Raw genomic sequence first — 14,518 nt, forward strand, 5'->3', positions numbered from 1 at the left:
GCGTGGGCACCGACGACGACGCACGCACCGTGCTGGACCTCGTGAACGGTCGCCCGCCGCGCCTGGGCCGCCGCACACGGCTGCTCTGCATCGACGGCCCCGCCGGATCCGGCAAGAGCACCCTGGCGGCGGCGGTCGCCTCCGCCTCCCCGGTCGCCACCCACGTCCTGCCGCTCGACCTCCTGCTCGACGGGTGGTCCGGCCTCGACGACGTGGTGGAGACGCTGGTGGACGAGGTCCTGCGACCGATGAGCCGAGGCCGTCGGGCCACGCACCGTCGCTACGACTGGCACGAGGGCCGCTTCGTCGACCGGGTCGAGGTGCCCAACTGCGCGCTGCTCGTCGTGGAGGGCGTCGGGGCGGGGTCACGTGGTACGCAGCCCTACCGCAGCGCCAGCGTCTGGCTCGACGCTCCGGAGGACGTGCGTCGCGACCGCGCCCTCTCCCGGGAGGGCGACGGCGACGCGTTCGCCCCGCACTGGGCGGCGTGGGCTGCCCGGGAGGCCCGGCTGTTCGCCCGAGAAGGCACCCGGACGACCGCTGACCTCGTCCTGACGACCGTTCGTTGACTCCACGTCGAGCCTGCGCCCGGTTCGCCTGACAACAGCGTGGGGCCTTCTTTACAGTCGAACCCATGCCCGACGCCCCGACCGCCGCCGCGAAAGCGCGTCGCCGCACCCAGGTGAAGGTGCTCCCGCCCCGGCAACGCCACCTGGTCAGCCGGTTCTCCTACGGCGTCACCCCCGCGCTGGCGGCGCAGGTCCGCGCCCGTGGCGGTGCCGAGGCATGGTTCGACCGGCAGCTCAAGGGCACCGCGCTGCGCGACCCCGTGCTCGGCCGCACCAAGGCCTGGTGGCCCGACCTGGGGCGTGGCCCCGAGTCGTTGTGGCAGCGCAGCGTGAACGGCACCCGGGGTGGCTGGGAGGTGATGGCCGACTACCAGCGCTGGGTGATCGCGCGACGGACGACCTCACCGCTGCAGGTGCTGGAGACGATGACCCAGTTCTGGGAGAACCACCTCTACGTGCCGACCAACGGTGAGCAGTGGTTCGTGCACCGGGTCTCCTACGGCGAGACGATCAGGCGTCACGCGTTGGGCAGGTTCGCCGACCTGCTGCGCGCGACCACCACCCACCCCGCGATGCTCATCTACCTGGACAACGCCACCTCCACCGCGTCCCAGCCCAACGAGAACCTGGGTCGCGAGCTGCTCGAGCTGCACACCGTCGGGCGCGAGGTGATCGACGAGTCCGACGTGAAGGACTCCGCCCGCATCCTGACGGGGTGGAGCGTCGACATGTGGAAGACCTGGAAGGCGTCCTACGCACCCGAGATGCACTCGACCGGACGGGTGCGGGTGCTGGACTTCACCCACCGCAACGCCGCTGCCGACGGCCGTGAGGTCACCCGGCTCTACCTCGACCACCTGGCCCGGCACCCGGCGACGGCCCGGAGGATCGCGACCAGGCTCGTGACGAAGTTCGTCCAGGACGCGCCGGCTCCCGCGCTGGTCGACCGCCTGGCGCGGGTCTACCTGCGCCACGACACCGCCATCGTCCCGGTCCTGCGCGCCCTGGTCGCCTCGAAGCAGTTCCGGGCCTCGGTCGGAGGCAAGGTGCGCGACCCCATCGAGGACGTCGTGGCGACCTACCGCGCCCTCGGGGCCAAGGTCTCCCGGCCGACCTCGTCGAACTCGGCGGCCAACGCGGTCCTGTGGCAGACCCAGGCGCTGGGAGCGACCCCCTTCGGCTGGCCCCGGCCCGACGGCACCCCGATCGACGACGCCGCCTGGTCGTCGACCTCGCGGGTCCTCGCCTCCTTCCAGATGCACTACTCCATGGCAGGAGGCTGGTGGCCGAGCGCCCAGGTGAAGCACCGGGCGCCCGCCAGCTGGCTGCCGCGCAGGCGCCTGAGGTTCGACGCACTGGTCGACCACCTCTCCCGGTCGTTGCTCCACCGCCCGGCCTCGCGGCGGCTCGTCCAGGCCTGCAGCGAGGCGGTGGACGTACGCCCCGGCGAGCGCATCACGCGCGACCATCCGCTGGTGAAGTGGAGCATGCCCCGCCTCCTCACGACCGTGCTCGACTCCCCCGACTTCCTGCGACGGTGACCTGATGCCCTCCTCCCCCGCGCCCGAGCCCGACGCCTGCTGCCGGGAGTACGCCGACCTCTCACTGTCGAGGCGGGGCTTCCTGGGCGGGGTCCTCGCCACCGGGGTGGCCACGACCATCGGCTCGACGGTGGTCCAGGTCGCCCAGGCACCCGCCGCCCGGGCCGCTGGCGATGCGCGCCGGGTGCTGGTGGTCCTGTCCCTGCGAGGCGCCGCCGACGGCCTCTCGCTGGTCGTGCCGCACGGCGACCCGGTCTACGCCCGGGCCCGGCCACGGCTGGCGGTCCCGACCGACCAGCTGCTGGCCCGTGACGACTTCTTCGGCCTCCACCCCGCCTTCGCGCCTCTCCTCCCCCTGTGGAGCTCGGGCCGGATGGCGGCTGTGCACGCGGCCGGGCTGCCGGCTCGCAACCGTTCCCACTTCTCCGCGATGGAGGAGCTGGAGAACGCCGCGCCCGGGTCGGCGAGGCGCAACGGCTGGCTCAACCGACTCGTCGGGGTCGACACCGACTCCTCGCCCCTGCAGGCCGTCCACCTGGGCGCCGCTGCGCCGACGGCCCTGTACGGCGCCCACCCGTTCCTGACCGCTCCCAAGCTGGAGGACGTGAAGCTCGCCGGCGCGGACCAGTGGGACGTCAAGAAGGGGCGTCCCCGATCGCTGAGGACGTTGTGGAACGGCCAGCGCGACCCCCTGGGCCGAGCGGTGCAGGCCGCCTTCGCGGCCGTGGACGCCTTCGAACCCGCGCGCACGAGCCCCACGGACCCGCTGCACGGTGCGACCTACCCCACCCACGACCTCGGGCGTGCGCTGGCGCAAGTGGCCCGACTCGTCCGGTCGGGGGTGGGCACCCAGGTGGTGACGGTCGACCACGGCGACTGGGACATGCACACCGACGTCGGCAACCTCGAGTGGGGCGCGATGAAGCAGAAGACCGGCGAGGTGGCCGGGGCGTTGGCGGCCTTCTTCACCGACCTGGGCCCCGACGCCGACCAGGTGACCGTCGTGTGCCTGAGCGAGTTCGGACGCCGGGTCGAGGAGAACGCCAACTGGGGCCTCGACCACGGGTACGGGACCGCCATGCTGCTCCTGGGAGCGGGCGTACGCGGCGGCTACCACGGCAGCTGGCCGGGCCTGCAGACCGGCTGGGACGCCGACCTGCTCGTCACCACCGACTACCGCAGCGTGCTCGCCGAGGTGGTGAAGGCACGCTTCGGCAGCAGCAGCGCCCAGGTCTTCCCGGGCTTCACCCCGACCCGTGTGGGTGTGATGCACGGGCAGTGACCTGCCCAGCAGACGCCGCCTCGACAGAGGCCGCGCGTGCGGGGGTCAGCGCTGCTCGAGCAGGGCGTTGAGCTCGGCCACGGCGCGGGTGGCACGCGGACCGTCGGAGCCCTGCAACGCCGTCAGCGAGAGCGTACGACCGTCGGTGAGTCGCATCCGGGCCCACGGGGCGCCGGACGGCAGCCGAATGGTCTCCACGTCGCGCCAGGCGACCTCGTGGCGACGGAACCCGTTGACCACGACGAGGCCCTCGTCGGTCGCGTCCACCCGGGCACGCGCGACCCCGTAGCCGACACCCGCGCCGCCGAGGATCATCACCGCGAGGGTGGACAGCTGGAAGGGGGTGTAGGTGTCCCGCGTCTCCTGCGAGAACCCGAACCAGGCGGCCAGGAAGACGATGGCGAGCAGCGCCCCGAAGAAGACCACCGCCAGTCGTACGCCCAGCGGACGCCAGGTCTGGGGAAGGTCGGGCACGGCGATCTCCTCGCGGGGTTCAGAGGCGGCAGGCATGGATGTCGGTCAGCAGGATCCCGCGCGCGCCCAGCTCGAAGAGCGCGTCCATCAGGCGCTGGCTGCCGGTGCGCGGGACCATCGCGCGCACGGCCACCCAGCCCTCACGGTGCAGCGGCGAGACCGTCGGCGACTCGATGCCGGGGGTCAGCGCCACGGCGGCCTGGACGTGCTCGCTGGGGATGTCGTAGTCCATCATCACGTAGCTACGGGCGGTCAGCACGCCCTCGACGCGACGTCGGAAGATCTCGAAGTCGGGGTGCTGCTCTCCCTGACGGGTGACCAGGACGGCCTCCGACTCCAGGATCTGCTCACCGAAGGTCTCCAGCCCGGCCGCGCGCAGCGTCGAGCCGGTCTCGACCACGTCGGCGATGACGTCGGCGACCCCGAGCTGGATGCTGGTCTCGACCGCTCCGTCGAGGCGGATCACGCTGGCGTCGATGCCCCGCTCGTCGAGGAAGGCCTCCACGACGCCGGTGTAGGAGGTGGCGATCCGCTTGCCGGGGAGGTCCGCCAGCGAGGCGTACCGCCCGGCGGGTCCCGCGAAGTGGAAGCGGGACCGGCCGAAGCCGAGCGCCCGCACCTCCTTGGCGTCCGCCCGGGAGTCGAGCAGCAGGTCGCGACCCGTGATGCCGGCGTCGAGGGTGCCGGAACCGACGTACAGCGCGATGTCGCGCGGCCGCAGGTAGAAGAACTCGACGCCGTTGTCGGCGTCGGTGACCGCCAGCTCCTTGGAGTCACGGCGCTGCCGGTAGCCGGACTCCCTGAGGATCTCGGTGGCGGCGACGGAGAGGGCACCCTTGTTGGGCACGGCGACGCGCAGCAGCGCGCCGGTGGATGACTGCGACATGGAAGAAGTCCTCAGAGGTGGGCGTAGACGTCGTCGAGCGTGATTCCACTGGCGAGCATGAGCACCTGGGCGTGGTAGAGGAGCTGGCTGATCTCCTCGGCCGTCGCCTCCTTGCCCTCGTAGCGCGCGGCCATCCAGGACTCGGCGGCCTCCTCGACCAGCTTCTTGCCGATCGTATGGACCCCGGCCTCCAGGGCACGCACGGTGCCGGAACCCTCCGGACGGGTCCGGGCGATCTCGTTGAGCTCGTCCCACAGGCCTTCGAACGTCTTCACGGGGTCCAGCCTAAGCGGTGCAGGGCGCCGGGACGCACCTCGGTCCGTTCAGCCTCCTGCACGGATGCCGCGGATCACCCGAGCCGTCTCCAGCGCCGCGGAGGTGGCCTCCCAGCCCTTGTCCTCCCGGGAACCCTCCAACCCGGCGCGGTCCAGCGCCTGGGCGTCGGTGTCACAGGTCAGCACGCCGAAGCCGACGGCCACCCGGTGGTCCAGGGCCACCCGGGTCAGACCGTCGGTCGCCGCGGAGCACACGTACTCGAAGTGCGGGGTGCCGCCGCGGACCACCACACCCAGCGCGACGACCGCGTCGTAGCCCTCGGCCGCCAACGTCTGCGCCACGACGGGCAGCTCGAACGTGCCGGGCACGCGGAACTCGTCGGCGCGCGCCGAGTAGGCCTCCAGGGCGCGACGGGCCCCGGCCAGCAGGCCGTCCATCACCTGGGTGTGCCAGCTGGCGGCGACGACGGCGACCTTCAGGTCGCTGCAGTCCACGGGCTGGCTCTGGGGTGCTCCGGCTCCACTCACAGCTGCTCCTCGAGGTTGTCGATGACGTGACCCATGCGGTCACGCTTGGTGCGCAGGTAGGCGCGGTTGTGCTCGGTGGGCCGCGGCGTCAGGGCGACGCGTTCGGCGACCGGGACCCCGAAGGCGACCAGGTCGCGGCCCTTGAGCGGGTTGTTGGTCAGCAGCCGCACGGCGCCCACTCCCAGGTCACGCAGGATCTGGGTGGCCGCGGCGTAGTTGCGGGGATCGGCCGGCAGTCCGAGGTCGAGGTTGGCGTCGACGGTGTCGCGACCCTGCTCCTGCAGCTCGTAGGCCCGCAGCTTCTCCCCCAGTCCGATGCCACGACCCTCGTGACCGCGTAGGTAGACCACGACCCCACGGCCCTCCTCGACGACCCTCTTCATCGCCTCCTCCAGCTGGGGACCGCAGTCGCAGCGCAGCGACGCGAACACGTCGCCGGTCAGGCACTCGGAGTGCACCCGGGTGAGCACCGGCTCGTCACCGCTGATGTCGCCGTGGACCAGGGCCAGGTGCTCGGTGTGGTCGTGCAGGCTGCGGTAGCCGTGGGCGACGAAGTCACCGTGGAGCGTGGGCAGGCCCGTGACCGCGATCCGCTCGACGTGCATCTCGGTGCGACGGCGGTACTCGACCAGCGCCTCGATCGAGATCATCGCCAGGCCGTGCTCGTCGGCGAACTCGCGCAGCTCGGGGCCGCGCTTCATGGTGCCGTCGTCGTTGACGATCTCCACCAGCACGCCCACCGGTGCGAGGCCGGCCATCCGGGCCAGGTCGACGGCCGCCTCAGTGTGGCCGCGGCGTACGAGCACCCCACCCTCGCGGTAGCGCAACGGGAAGACGTGGCCGGGTCGCGTCAGCTCGAACGGCTGCGTCTCCGGGTCGGCGAGCAGGCGCGCCGTACGCGCGCGGTCGGCCGCGGAGATGCCGGTGCTGACGCCGTCGCGGGCGTCCACCGAGACCGTGTAGGCGGTCTTCATCGGGTCCTGGTTGTGCGGGGTCATCAGCCCGATCTCGAGGTGGTCGAGCTCAGCGGCAGGCATCGGCACGCAGATCACGCCACTGGAGTGGCGGATGGTGAAGGCCATCAGCTCCGTGGTCGCCTTCTCGGCGGCGAAGATGATGTCGCCCTCGTTCTCGCGGTCCTCGTCGTCGACGACCACCACCGCACGTCCGGCGGCGATGTCGGCAACGGCGCGCTCGACCGAGTCCAGACGGATGCTCATGCCTGCACCTCCTCGACGATCCCGGCGGGCTCGGCGACCGCGACATGGGCGGCGTGCCGGGCAGCCTCGTGGGTACGGGCGGCCCGCCACCACGTGAAGAAGCCGACCACGACGAAGAAGGCGTAGAAGAGGTACATCGCAATCGTTGCCTGGACGTCGTAGGGCGAGCTCCACAGGCTCCAGACGCCGACGACGTCGACCAGCAGCCACACCAGCCAGAACTCGACCCAGCCACGGGCCATGCCCCACGTGGCGAGCATCGACCCCGCCACGATCCACGCCTCGGTGGTGGGGTTCCACGACCCGATCAGCCCGAGCACCTGCACGGCGGCCAGGTAGCCCACCACACCGACAGCGGCCAGCAGCGCGCGCTCGCGCCAGGTCGCCCAGCGCACCGTGATCGCACCGCCGTCGCTGGCTCCGCCGCCGCGCCTCTCCTGCGACCAGCGCCACCAGCCGTAGAGGCTGACCGAGGCGAAGAAGACCTGGCGCAGCGCCTGACCCCAGAGCTTGTCGCCGTCGAGGTCGATGACCTCGCCCGAGGTGTAGACGAAGAAGAGGACCACGTTGCCGACGAGGCCGACCGGCCACGCCCACATGAACCGCTTCATGCCGAGCAGGGCACTGGCCAGGCCGAAGACGTTGCCCACGACCTCAGGCACCCGCAGGGTGCTGCCGGCCACGGGGATCGTGCCGTTGATGAACCATTCCAGGAGCGTCATGCGTCCTTCTCCTCGGTGGGCGTGCCGGCGCCGGCCGGCAGGTAGGCACGGACCAGCTTGGCCACGTGCTTGGCGATGACGTCGGTCTCCAGGTTCACCCGGTCGCCGGGCGCCCGGAAGCCGAGCGTGGTGCGGGCCAACGTCTCCGGGATCAGGCTGACCGTGAAGCTGGAGTCGGTGACGTCGACCACGGTGAGGCTCACCCCGTCGACGGTGATCGAGCCCTTCTCCACCAGGAACGGGGCCAGGTCGGCGGGCAGCGAGATCTCGACGACCTCCCAGTGCTCACTGGGGGTGCGCGCGAGCACCTCCCCCACGCCGTCGACGTGACCCTGCACGATGTGGCCGCCCAGTCGCTTGTCGGCCGTGACGGCCCGCTCCAGGTTGACCCGGTCGCCGGGGGCGACGCCGGCCAGGCTGGTGCGGTCCAACGTCTCCTGCATCAGGTCGGCGGTCCACAGGTCGACCCGACCGTCTCCGGCCGAGGTCCCCACCTCGGTGACGGTCAGGCAGCAGCCGTTGACCGCGATGGAGTCGCCCAGGTGCACGTCGTCGAGCACGGTCTCGGCGCGCACGGTGAGGCGGATGGCGTCGGACTGGTCCTCCACGGCGTGGACGGTGCCCAGCTCCTCGACGATTCCGGTGAACATCAGGTGTCCTCCTGGTCGGTGCCCGCCAGCGGGCGCTGCGGGGTGAGGGTGAGTCGTACGTTGGTGTCGGCGCCCTCGCCGAGCACGGTGACGTCGGTGGGCGTCAGGTGCACGGCGTCGGCCAGGGTGGTGATCCCGAGGTCGCCGACGGCGCTGCGCCCCGAGCCCAGGAGCAGCGGGGCGACATAGGTGACGACCTCGTCGACGAGGTCGGCGGCCAGGAAGGCGGCCGCGAGCGTCGGCCCACCCTCCAGGAAGACGTGGCGGCGACCCCGGGCGTACAGCATCGCCAGGGCCTCGGACGGGTCGCGGGTCTCGAGGTGCACGGTCTCGGCGCTCGCGTCACGCAGCTTGAGGCCCTCGCGCAGCGGCCGCAACCCCATCACGGCGCGCAGCGGCTGGTGAGCGACGGGGCGGTCATGCTCGTCGCGCACGGTGAGGGCCGGGTCGTCCAGCAGCGCGGTCCCGGTGCCGACGAGCATCGTGTCGCACTCGGCGCGCAGCCGGTGGGTGTCGTGGCGCGAGGCAAGGCTGCTGATCCAGCGGCTGGTCCCGTCGGCCGCAGCGCTGCGCCCGTCGAGCGACGTCGCGAACTTCCAGGTGACCAGGGGACGGCCGTGTCGCACACCGAAGGTCCAGGCCCGGTTGAGGTGGGCCGCCTCGTCGTGGAGCACCCCGTCCAGCACGTCGATGCCGGCAGCCCGCAGCGTGGTGGTGCCGCCGGCCGCGACGGGGTTGGGGTCGCGCTGCGCGAAGACGACTCGGGCGACCCCGGCCTCCACCAAGGCCTGGGCGCAGGGACCGGTGCGCCCCGTGTGGTTGCAGGGTTCGAGGGTCACCACCGCCGTCGCGCCACGGGCAGCGCCACCGGCCCGGGCCAACGCGTCGGCCTCGGCGTGGGGCGTACCGGCACCTCGGTGGAAACCTTCGGCAACGACGTCACCCGACGCGGACAGCAGCACGCAGCCGACCCGAGGGTTCGGCCCCAGCGGTACGCCCGGGGTCGCGGCCAGCGCGAGGGCGCGACGCATCGCATCGGTCTCGGTGGCGGTGGCCGGCATCTCGATCTCCTGGTCCGGGTCACTCACGAACCGTGGGAGAGATGCGGGCGGCCCCACGCGCGGCAGGCGTACGCGAGACGTACGGCCGGCACACCCGTCACGGGGTCACCTGCGTGCACTTACCATCCGGACTTTGACCGTCGGTGCAGGAATTTCACCTGCTCAACCGACCACTGGGTGTGGCCGGGTCGCGGACTTTCACCGCCGGTGCGGAATTTCACCGCCCCCAGAGCACGCGAGTTCTTCAACTCGTCCCGACACTCTAACGCACCGCCTTCGCCGCACCTCGGGGCGGGACGGTGAGGAGGCTCACTCCCAGGGGCTGGCGGACTCCGCGTGGGCGCGCAGCTGGCGCACCATGGCGTCGGGGTCGTCGGCCGAGTAGACGGCGGACCCGGCGACGAAGACGTCAGCACCCGCCTCGGCACACCGCTCGATGGTCTCGAGGCTCACGCCGCCGTCGACCTGCAGCCAGGTCTCGACACCGTGCTTCGCCATCAGGGCGCGGGCCCTGCGTATCTTGGGCAGGCAGAGGTCGAGGAACTTCTGACCGCCGAAGCCGGGCTCGACCGTCATGATGAGCAGCATGTCGAGCTCGGGCAGCAGGTCCTCGTAGGGCTCGATCGGGGTGGCCGGCTTGAGGGCCATCGACGCCCGGGCCCCTTGGGCACGGATCTCACGGGCCAGCCGGATCGGAGCCTTGGCAGCCTCCACGTGGAAGGTGACGCTCGAGGCGCCGGCCTCCACGTACGCAGGGGCGTTGCGGTCGGCGTCCTCGATCATCAGGTGGGCATCGAGCGGCAGGTCGGTGACCCGGCTCAGCGCCTCGACCATCGACGGACCGAAGGTCAGGTTGGGCACGAAGTGGTTGTCCATCACGTCGACGTGGACCATGTCGGCGCTGGGGATGCGAGCCACCTCCTCACCCAGACGAGCGAAGTCGGTGTTGAGGATGGACGGCGTGATCTGGATTCCCACGCAGCGATTCTAGGCCGAGCCGTGCGGCGTCTCCGCCTCCGCCCCGACCCCCTCGGCCTCGTCCCGCTCCGCCCACTCCAGCAGGGGCCCCAGGTCGAAGGGGTGCTCGTCGATGGTCGCGTGCAGGTCACCGATCGCGGCGTACCGGGCAGGCACCGTGGCGATGGTGAAGTCGCCCGGTTCGCAGTCGGCGACCTCGTCCCACGCGACCGGGGTGCTCACCTGGGCGTTCGGGACGCCGCGCACCGAGTAGGCCGAGGCGATGGTGTGGTCACGGGTGTTCTGGTTGTAGTCGATGAAGAGGTGGGCCGGGTCGCGGTCCTTGCGCCACCAGGCCGTGGTGACGTCGTCGGGCGCCCGCCGTTCGACCTCCCGGGCGAAGGCGTGGGCGGCGCGGCGCACGTCGGCGAAACCGAGCGCGGGCGGCACGCGCACGTAGACGTGGAGGCCGGAGCCACCACTGGTCTTCGGGAAGCCCGTGGCGCCGAGCTCGTCGAGCACCTCGTGGACCACTCCGGCGACCCGTTGCACCGTCGCCCAGTCGCACTCCGGACCGGGGTCGAGGTCGATGCGCCACTCGTCCGGCTTCTCGGTGTCGGAGCGCCGACTGTTCCACGGGTGGAACTCGACCGTCGACATCTGCACCGCCCACGCGACCGAGGCCAGCGAGGTCACGCAGAGCTCGTCGGCGGTCCTGTTGTAGCGAGGGAAGTGCAGCTCGACGGTCTCGACCCAGTCGGGAGCGCCCTTCGGGATCCGCTTCTGGTGCACCTTCTCCCCCGCCAACCCCTTCGGGAAGCGGTGAAGCATGCAAGGGCGTTCGAAGAGCGCGTTGACGATGCCGTCACCCACCGAGAGGTAGTACTCGAGCAGGTCGAGCTTGGTGGCCCCGATCTCCGGGAAGTAGACCCGCTCAGGGTTGGTCACCTTGACGACGCGGTCCTCGACCTCGACCTCGACGAAGGGGGACGCGGCAGCCATGGCTCCACGCTAGGGCATGCGGCGCAGCGTGGCCGCGAACATCGCGTCGCAGCCGTCGAGGTGCGGCCACAGCTGGAAGCGGTCCTCCTCGACCACGTCGTCGCGGCCGGCGAGCACCGCGTCCACGACGCCGGAGGTCTCGGCGAGCACCGGCGAGCAGGTGGCGTAGACGACGACGCCGCCGGGCCGTACGGCGTCGAGGGCGGTGGTCAGCAGGTCGCGCTGGAGGACGACGAGGTCATCGACGTCGGTGGCCGTACGCCGCCACCGCGACTCCGGTCGTCGGCGCAGCGCCCCGAGGCCCGAGCAGGGGGCGTCGACCAGGGCACGGTCGAAGGTGCCGGGGCGCCACGCGGGACGGGTGCCGTCGCCGGTGACGACGCCTGCCATGCCGGCACCGGCGGCCCGGACGCCGCGCGCGACGAGGCGCGAGCGGTGGTGCTGGCGTTCGTTGGCGAGGACCTTGGCCCCTCGCCCGGCCGCCAGCGCGGCGAGCAGGGCGGACTTGCCGCCCGGACCCGCGCAGAGGTCGAGCCACCGCTCGTCGCGGCCCCCCACCACGGCGGCGTCGAGCGCCAGCGCGACCCGCTGGGAACCCTCGTCCTGGACGCCGGCACGCCCCTGCACCAGGGCGGGCACCGTCGAGAGGTCACCGCCTCCCCAGGTCAGCGCGTAGGGCGAACGACCGGTGGGCTCGGCGCCGGCCTCGACGAGCTCCTCGACCTCGACGAAGCCCGGGCGGGCGACGAGGGTGACCTGGGGCGAGACGTTGTCGGCGGCCAGCAGGTCGGCCAGCTCGGAGCCCGGACGGCCGTGGCCCACGAGCGCCTCCCCCAGCAGGTCGACGACCCAGCGGGGGTGGGAGGTGGCGACCGCGAGGTGCCCGTGGCGGTCCTTGCCGTCAGGTGCCACGTCGGCGAGCCACTCCTCGCGGGTCCGGGAGGAGACCTTGCGCAGCACCGCGTTGACGAGACCGGTCGGGCCGGTGCCCACGCGGTCGCGGGCCAGGTCGACGGAGGTGCCGATGGCGGCATGGTCGGGCACCCGCATCGCCAGCACCTGGTGCACCCCCAGCCGCAGCACGTCGCGGACCTTCGCCTCCAGCCGCGGCCTGGTCAGGCAGGCGTCGATGATCGCGTCGTACAGGCCCTGCCACCGGATGGTGCCGGAGGCGAGCTCGGTGGCGAAGGCGGCGTCACGACCGGTGAGACCGTGCTTCTCCAGCACCTGCGGCAGGACGAGGTTGGCGTAGGCGTCCTCGACCCGGACGGCACGGAGCACGTCCCAGGCAGCGAGGCGCGACGGGTCGACCCGGGGGCGGTCGGCCGGGCGGTTCCGCTGCGGGGCAGGGCGCCCGCTTCGTCGGCGGCGTGCTGGGTCACCCATCGGCGAAGAACTCCTTGACCAGTCTCGTGGGGGCCCGGCAGGCCCAGGCGTCGGTGAGGATCTCGCGCAGCTCCTCGTAGGTCATCTCGCCGAGGCGGGACTGCTGCACGAGCACGGCGTTGGTGGTGCGGAAGTGTTCGATGGTGAAGAACGGCAGGTCAGGGTCCTCGACCAGCGCGGCCTTCTCCCCGGGGCCCGGCACCACCACGACCAGGAGGTCGTCATACATCTCCCCACTGACCGGGTCGACCGCGCTGGAGTGCGGGCGCCGGTAGAGCAGGAATCCGCGCCCCTTGGCCCCACGAGGCACCTTCCAGGTCGGCACGTCACCCCACGAGGTGCCGAGCTCGGTCTCCGGCAGGGAGGCACAGATCGCCTCCACGTCGTCGGGGTGTGCGGGCCGGCTCATGGGGCGAGCGTACGCAGCCCCGGACGCCCGCGTCAGTCCTCGTCGCCGAAGCGCACACCGGACTCCAACCGGGCCCCCCGGGCCCAGTCGGCAGCCTGCATCTGCTTCTTGCCGAAGGCCTTGACCTCACCCAGCTGGACCGGCGTGGTCCCGGTGCCGACGAAGACGGCCTTCTTGGTGACCTCGAGGACCCCGGGCTCCAACGGCTCGCGATCGGTAGCGGTGACGGGGCCCACCTTGATGCGCTGGCCCTCGTGCAGGCTCCACGCACCCGGCGCCGGGGTGCACGCGCGCACCTGGCGGTCGATGGCGGCGGCGGGCTGGGTCCAGTCGATGCGGGCGTGCTCGACGAGGATCTTCGGGGCCAGGCTGATGCCGTCGTCAGGCTGGTCACGCGCCTCGAGCTGACCCGACTCGATCCCGCTGATCGTCTGCACCAGCAGGTGGGCTCCCCCCTCGGCCAACCGGCCCAGCAGGTCGCCAGAGGTGTCGTCGGGGCGGATCTTCTCCGTCATGACGCCGAACGTCGGTCCCGCGTCAAGCTCCTTGACGATCCGGAAGGTGGTGGCCCCGGTGAACTCGTCGCCGGCCCACAGCGAGTGCTGCACAGGCGCGGCACCTCGCCACGCCGGCAGCAGGGAGAAGTGCAGGTTGATCCAGCCGTGGATGGGGATGTCGAGCGCCGACTGCGGCAGCAGGGCGCCGTAGGCGACCACCGGACAGGCCTCCGGAGCCAGCTCCTCGAGCTGCGCCTGGAAGTCGGGGTCGCGCGGGTGCTCGGGCTTGAGCACCGGGATGCCCAGCTCCTCGGCACGCTGGGCGACCGGGCTCGCGACGAGCTTGCGCCCCCGACCCGCCGGCGCGTCCGGCCGCGTCACGACCGCGACCACCTCGTGGGGCGAGTCGACGAGGGCGTCGAGGGAGGGCACGGCGACCTCGGGGGTGCCGGCGAAGACGAGGCGCATCAGAAACCGAATCCGTTCGTGGTGTGCGGGGAGACCTTGACGACGGGCTGCTCGAGGCCGAACCAGTCCGACTCACGGATGGCACGCATCGCGGCCTTGCGAGCCTCGGCGTCCAACCGGTCGATGAAGAGGACGCCGTCGAGGTGGTCGGTCTCGTGCTGGATGGCCCGGGCCAGCAGCTCCGAGCCCTCGATCCGCACCGGGTCGCCGTGCATGTTGAACCCGGTGGCCACCACCCGCAGCGCGCGGCGGCAGTCGTAGGTCAGGTCCGGCAGCGAGAGGCAGCCCTCGGGGCCGTCCTGGATCTCGTCGGAGAGGTCCAGGACCGGGTTGATCAGGTGGCCGACCTCGCCGTCGACGTGCCAGGTGAAGGCGCGCAGACCCACGCCGATCTGGGGCGCTGCCAGACCCGCGCCCGACGCCTGGAGCATCGTGTCGGTGAGGTCCTGCACGAGCGTGCGCAGCTCCTTGTCGAAGGTCGCGACCTCGACGGCCGGCTTGCGCAGGATCGGGTCGCCGAACAGGCGGATGGGCTGGACTGCCACGCGTGGTGCTCCTCGTCAGGTCGTTCCCACCAGTCTACGGAGACGA

The 14,518-nt window shown here is 71.9% G+C and carries 17 protein-coding genes and 1 riboswitch; of the genes, 3 read left to right on the forward strand and 14 right to left on the reverse strand.

Annotated elements, in window-relative coordinates; translation table 11 throughout:
- Nucleotides 1-2: 2 nt before the first annotated feature.
- From IEQ44_RS00125 to IEQ44_RS00135, 3 genes are all read left to right on the forward strand, one after another.
- Complete coding sequence (locus IEQ44_RS00125) at nucleotides 3-569, forward strand: nucleoside/nucleotide kinase family protein (RefSeq protein WP_319804386.1); 567 nt, start codon at nucleotides 3-5, stop codon at nucleotides 567-569.
- 65 nt (nucleotides 570-634) lie between these two features.
- Nucleotides 635-2,110 (forward strand): DUF1800 domain-containing protein, encoded by a 1,476-nt coding sequence (locus IEQ44_RS00130; RefSeq protein WP_193636402.1) that lies wholly within the window; start codon nucleotides 635-637, stop codon nucleotides 2,108-2,110.
- A 4-nt stretch (nucleotides 2,111-2,114) separates the two neighbouring features.
- Nucleotides 2,115-3,392 (forward strand): DUF1501 domain-containing protein, encoded by a 1,278-nt coding sequence (locus IEQ44_RS00135; RefSeq protein WP_193636403.1) that lies wholly within the window; start codon nucleotides 2,115-2,117, stop codon nucleotides 3,390-3,392.
- A 45-nt stretch (nucleotides 3,393-3,437) separates the two neighbouring features.
- Here the strand turns inward: IEQ44_RS00135 and IEQ44_RS00140 are convergent, their stop codons facing one another.
- The 14 genes from IEQ44_RS00140 to def all read right to left on the reverse strand — a co-directional run bounded on the left by IEQ44_RS00140 (nucleotide 3,438) and on the right by def (nucleotide 14,472).
- Nucleotides 3,438-3,902 carry a PH domain-containing protein gene (locus IEQ44_RS00140; RefSeq protein WP_193636404.1) on the reverse strand — a complete coding sequence of 155 codons (465 nt, stop codon included), beginning with the start codon at nucleotides 3,900-3,902 and terminating at the stop codon, nucleotides 3,438-3,440.
- Complete coding sequence (gene hisG / locus IEQ44_RS00145; protein WP_193636405.1) at nucleotides 3,886-4,752, reverse strand: ATP phosphoribosyltransferase; 867 nt, start codon at nucleotides 4,750-4,752, stop codon at nucleotides 3,886-3,888. The genes IEQ44_RS00140 and hisG overlap by 17 nt, the downstream gene beginning before the upstream one ends.
- Before the next feature lie 11 nt (nucleotides 4,753-4,763).
- Complete coding sequence (locus IEQ44_RS00150; protein ID WP_193636406.1) at nucleotides 4,764-5,027, reverse strand: phosphoribosyl-ATP diphosphatase; 264 nt, start codon at nucleotides 5,025-5,027, stop codon at nucleotides 4,764-4,766.
- Nucleotides 5,028-5,075: 48 nt separating this feature from the next.
- Nucleotides 5,076-5,555: a 6,7-dimethyl-8-ribityllumazine synthase gene (gene ribH / locus IEQ44_RS00155; RefSeq protein WP_193636407.1), complete on the reverse strand. Its 480-nt coding sequence runs from the start codon at nucleotides 5,553-5,555 to the stop codon at nucleotides 5,076-5,078.
- On the reverse strand, nucleotides 5,552-6,775 hold the full coding sequence (locus tag IEQ44_RS00160) for a bifunctional 3,4-dihydroxy-2-butanone-4-phosphate synthase/GTP cyclohydrolase II (protein WP_193636408.1): 1,224 nt from the start codon (nucleotides 6,773-6,775) through the stop codon (nucleotides 5,552-5,554). The genes ribH and IEQ44_RS00160 overlap by 4 nt, the downstream gene beginning before the upstream one ends.
- Complete coding sequence (gene pnuC, locus IEQ44_RS00165; protein WP_193636409.1) at nucleotides 6,772-7,497, reverse strand: nicotinamide riboside transporter PnuC; 726 nt, start codon at nucleotides 7,495-7,497, stop codon at nucleotides 6,772-6,774. The genes IEQ44_RS00160 and pnuC overlap by 4 nt, the downstream gene beginning before the upstream one ends.
- Complete coding sequence (locus IEQ44_RS00170) at nucleotides 7,494-8,147, reverse strand: riboflavin synthase (RefSeq protein ID WP_193636410.1); 654 nt, start codon at nucleotides 8,145-8,147, stop codon at nucleotides 7,494-7,496. The genes pnuC and IEQ44_RS00170 overlap by 4 nt, the downstream gene beginning before the upstream one ends.
- Nucleotides 8,147-9,208 (reverse strand): bifunctional diaminohydroxyphosphoribosylaminopyrimidine deaminase/5-amino-6-(5-phosphoribosylamino)uracil reductase RibD, encoded by a 1,062-nt coding sequence (ribD, locus tag IEQ44_RS00175; RefSeq protein ID WP_227486674.1) that lies wholly within the window; start codon nucleotides 9,206-9,208, stop codon nucleotides 8,147-8,149. Before ribD ends, IEQ44_RS00170 begins: the two co-directional genes overlap by 1 nt.
- A 109-nt stretch (nucleotides 9,209-9,317) precedes the next feature.
- Nucleotides 9,318-9,447: riboswitch (FMN riboswitch) on the reverse strand.
- Nucleotides 9,448-9,517: 70 nt separating this feature from the next.
- The gene (rpe, locus tag IEQ44_RS00180) at nucleotides 9,518-10,186 is read right to left on the reverse strand and encodes a ribulose-phosphate 3-epimerase (protein WP_193636411.1); all 669 of its coding nucleotides are present in this window, start codon (nucleotides 10,184-10,186) and stop codon (nucleotides 9,518-9,520) included.
- A 9-nt stretch (nucleotides 10,187-10,195) separates the two neighbouring features.
- Nucleotides 10,196-11,167, reverse strand: a complete 972-nt coding sequence (gene ligD, locus IEQ44_RS00185) for a non-homologous end-joining DNA ligase (RefSeq protein WP_193636412.1) — start codon at nucleotides 11,165-11,167, stop codon at nucleotides 10,196-10,198.
- Nucleotides 11,168-11,176: 9 nt separating this feature from the next.
- Entirely contained in the window at nucleotides 11,177-12,553 is a 1,377-nt protein-coding gene (locus IEQ44_RS00190) for an RsmB/NOP family class I SAM-dependent RNA methyltransferase (RefSeq protein WP_193636413.1), read from the reverse strand.
- A complete protein-coding gene (locus IEQ44_RS00195) occupies nucleotides 12,546-12,962 on the reverse strand; it encodes an MmcQ/YjbR family DNA-binding protein (RefSeq protein WP_193636414.1) in 417 nt (138 codons plus the stop codon). The genes IEQ44_RS00190 and IEQ44_RS00195 overlap by 8 nt, the downstream gene beginning before the upstream one ends.
- A gap of 32 nt (nucleotides 12,963-12,994) precedes the next feature.
- Nucleotides 12,995-13,927 carry a methionyl-tRNA formyltransferase gene (gene fmt / locus IEQ44_RS00200; RefSeq protein ID WP_193636415.1) on the reverse strand — a complete coding sequence of 311 codons (933 nt, stop codon included), beginning with the start codon at nucleotides 13,925-13,927 and terminating at the stop codon, nucleotides 12,995-12,997.
- The gene (gene def / locus IEQ44_RS00205) at nucleotides 13,927-14,472 is read right to left on the reverse strand and encodes a peptide deformylase (RefSeq protein WP_193636416.1); all 546 of its coding nucleotides are present in this window, start codon (nucleotides 14,470-14,472) and stop codon (nucleotides 13,927-13,929) included. The genes fmt and def overlap by 1 nt, the downstream gene beginning before the upstream one ends.
- Nucleotides 14,473-14,518: the final 46 nt, after the last annotated feature.

The organism is Nocardioides malaquae, assembly GCF_015070385.1.
Lineage (GTDB): Bacteria > Actinomycetota > Actinomycetes > Propionibacteriales > Nocardioidaceae > Nocardioides > Nocardioides malaquae.

Excerpts from the sequence above, each read along its gene's own strand:
- IEQ44_RS00130 (WP_193636402.1), top strand. The coding sequence starts at position 635 with ATGCCCGACGCCCCGACCGCCGCCGCGAAAGCGCGTCGCCGCACCCAG.
- IEQ44_RS00135 (WP_193636403.1), top strand. The coding sequence starts at position 2,115 with ATGCCCTCCTCCCCCGCGCCCGAGCCCGACGCCTGCTGCCGGGAGTAC.
- IEQ44_RS00140 (WP_193636404.1), bottom strand. The coding sequence starts at position 3,902 with ATGCCTGCCGCCTCTGAACCCCGCGAGGAGATCGCCGTGCCCGACCTT.
- hisG (WP_193636405.1), bottom strand. The coding sequence starts at position 4,752 with ATGTCGCAGTCATCCACCGGCGCGCTGCTGCGCGTCGCCGTGCCCAAC.
- IEQ44_RS00160 (WP_193636408.1), bottom strand. The coding sequence starts at position 6,775 with ATGAGCATCCGTCTGGACTCGGTCGAGCGCGCCGTTGCCGACATCGCC.
- pnuC (WP_193636409.1), bottom strand. The coding sequence starts at position 7,497 with ATGACGCTCCTGGAATGGTTCATCAACGGCACGATCCCCGTGGCCGGC.
- IEQ44_RS00170 (WP_193636410.1), bottom strand. The coding sequence starts at position 8,147 with ATGTTCACCGGAATCGTCGAGGAGCTGGGCACCGTCCACGCCGTGGAG.
- ribD (WP_227486674.1), bottom strand. The coding sequence starts at position 9,208 with ATGCCGGCCACCGCCACCGAGACCGATGCGATGCGTCGCGCCCTCGCG.
- ligD (WP_193636412.1), bottom strand. The coding sequence starts at position 11,167 with ATGGCTGCCGCGTCCCCCTTCGTCGAGGTCGAGGTCGAGGACCGCGTC.
- IEQ44_RS00190 (WP_193636413.1), bottom strand. The coding sequence starts at position 12,553 with ATGGGTGACCCAGCACGCCGCCGACGAAGCGGGCGCCCTGCCCCGCAG.
- IEQ44_RS00195 (WP_193636414.1), bottom strand. The coding sequence starts at position 12,962 with ATGAGCCGGCCCGCACACCCCGACGACGTGGAGGCGATCTGTGCCTCC.
- fmt (WP_193636415.1), bottom strand. The coding sequence starts at position 13,927 with ATGCGCCTCGTCTTCGCCGGCACCCCCGAGGTCGCCGTGCCCTCCCTC.